Origin of the sequence: Kitasatospora sp. NPDC093558 (assembly GCF_040683475.1) — a bacterium.
Taxonomy (GTDB): domain Bacteria; phylum Actinomycetota; class Actinomycetes; order Streptomycetales; family Streptomycetaceae; genus Kitasatospora.
In genome coordinates this window covers 1-1,898 of the sequence record NZ_JBFBDY010000969.1, presented here as the reverse complement: position 1 = coordinate 1,898, position 1,898 = coordinate 1, and the positions used below count along the sequence as shown (strand labels likewise).

The following is a 1,898-nucleotide window of genomic DNA, read 5'->3' as shown; positions in this document are numbered from 1 at the left end:
GGTCGCCGTCGGGCTCAGGCCAGGGCGAGGAACAGCTTCTCCAGCTCCGCCTCGCTCATCGGCGCGGCGTCCTCGTCGGCCGCCGCCATGCACTGGCGCATGCCACTGGCGACGATCTTGAACCCGGCCCGGTCGAGGGCTCTGGACACCGCGGCGAGCTGGGTCACGACGTCCTTGCAGTCGCGGCCCGCCTCGATCATCGCGATCACTCCGGCCAGCTGGCCCTGCGCGCGGCGCAGCCGGTTCAGGACCGCGCCGACCGCCTCCTCGTCCACCTGCATGTGCGGGCCACCTTTCACGTCGGCTGTCGACTGACCAGTGTACCCGGTGGGGTATCCGAGCCTGCCGCGGCAGCCGTGGCCGGACGGTGCTCGCGGGCCTTCGGCGCCGGGGCGCGCGCAGCGCCCTCAGCGCCGGGCCAGTCGGCGCTCACCGCCGGCGCCGGTCGCGTACGGCAGCTCGTAGTGCGCGAAGACGGCGGGCTCGTCCACGGCGGGCAGGACGTCGTCCGTGCCGATCGCGGGCGCCTGCTTGACCACGCTCTTCGGGAACGCCACCTTGACGTAGCCCGGCCCGACCACGGCCCCGTCCAGCGGGACGAAGACCAGCCGGCGCCCGGCCATCACGCCGACCGTCACGGTCGCGAAGAACGGCTCGTCGGTGGACGTCTCCACGTACACGGACTCCAGCGAGCCGATCCGGCCGCCCTTCTCGTCCACGACCGCCTGGCCGCGCCACTCCCGGATGTCCGCCATGCCGATCGCCATGACCCGTCCGCCTTCCCGTCGACGCCCCCGGGACTCCCATCCTCCGCCGGAAGCCCCGGGCGCGCCCTACGAGCGAATCGCTCGCCCATGCGAGTGACAGCAAGGGCATAAGGGGGTGAAGTGACCAACAGCCACGGGGTGCGGGGGCGAGGCCCTACGCTGGCCGCCACGGGGCATCTCCGGATCATCTGATCTTCGACGGGCTGATCTTCCACGGACGAGGTGGCGGCGGTGGGGTACGAGCGCATGTGGGAACCCGGCGAACCGGGGGTCCCGGTCGACCTCCGCCCGGACGTCCCGCACCCGGCCCGGATGTACGACTACTACCTCGGCGGGAAGGACCACTTTCCGGCCGACCGGGCCGCCGCCGAGAAGGCGCTCGCGGCGAACCCGGAGTTCCGCTCCACGGCCAGGGCCAACCGGGCGTTCCTGACCCGGGCGGTGCGCTGCGTCGCCGCCCTCGGCGTCGACCGCTTCCTCGACGTCGGCACCGGGATCCCGACGGCGGGCAACACCCACGAGATCGCCCGGTCGGTGCGGCCCGGCGCGAAAGTCGTCTACGTCGACAACGACCCGGTCGTGCTCAGCCACTCCCGCGCCCTGCTGGCCGGCACCGGCCTCGGGCGGACCGCCGTGCTGCGGGCCGACCTGCGCGAACCGGCCGGACTGCTCGCCGCCGTCGAGGACGCGGGCCTGCTCGAACCCGGGCGGCCGGTCGGGCTCGTCCTCGCGGCCGTCCTGCACTTCCTGCGCGACGAGGACGAGCCGTACGGGGCCGTCGCCACGCTGCTCGACGCGCTCCCGTCCGGCAGCTACCTGGTTCTGTCCCACGGCACCGCCGACTTCATCCCGGCCGCCGTCCGGGACCGCGTCACCGGCATCTACGACCGGGCCGCGGCCCCGCTGGTCGGGCGCAGCAGGGAGGAGGTCGGCGCGTTCCTGGAGGGGCTGGAGGTGCTGGACCCGGGCGTGGTCCCCGTCCCCCTCTGGCGGCCCGAGCAGCCACCGGGCCCCGGCGCCGACCGGGTGGGCATGTACGGCGCGGTGGCCCGCAAGCCGTAGGCGCGGGGGTCCGGGTATGGCGCACTCGCAAGTCGTAGGCCTCGTGGTCCCGGTTCGTCGCCCTCAGCC

The 1,898-nt window shown here is 74.1% G+C and carries 3 protein-coding genes; 1 reads left to right on the top strand and 2 read right to left on the bottom strand.

Annotated elements, in window-relative coordinates; all coding sequences use genetic code 11:
* Positions 1 to 14: 14 nt before the first annotated feature.
* Together AB0O00_RS37490 and AB0O00_RS37485 are read right to left on the bottom strand one after the other, a co-directional pair.
* The gene (locus AB0O00_RS37490; RefSeq protein WP_188303232.1) at positions 15 to 281 is read right to left on the bottom strand and encodes a metal-sensitive transcriptional regulator; all 267 of its coding nucleotides are present in this window, start codon (positions 279 to 281) and stop codon (positions 15 to 17) included.
* Positions 282 to 407: 126 nt separating this feature from the next.
* Positions 408 to 767, bottom strand: coding sequence for a PRC-barrel domain-containing protein (locus tag AB0O00_RS37485; RefSeq protein ID WP_363659166.1), 360 nt, complete (start codon positions 765 to 767; stop codon positions 408 to 410).
* A gap of 231 nt (positions 768 to 998) precedes the next feature.
* Between AB0O00_RS37485 and AB0O00_RS37480 the strand changes: the two genes are divergently transcribed.
* Complete coding sequence (locus AB0O00_RS37480) at positions 999 to 1,829, top strand: SAM-dependent methyltransferase (protein WP_363659165.1); 831 nt, start codon at positions 999 to 1,001, stop codon at positions 1,827 to 1,829.
* Positions 1,830 to 1,898 lie beyond the last annotated feature (69 nt).

Bases quoted from the DNA above. Each gene is read 5' to 3' on its own strand.
- AB0O00_RS37490 (WP_188303232.1), bottom strand. From the start codon at position 281: ATGCAGGTGGACGAGGAGGCGGTCGGCGCGGTCCTGAACCGGCTGCGC.
- AB0O00_RS37485 (WP_363659166.1), bottom strand. From the start codon at position 767: ATGGCGATCGGCATGGCGGACATCCGGGAGTGGCGCGGCCAGGCGGTC.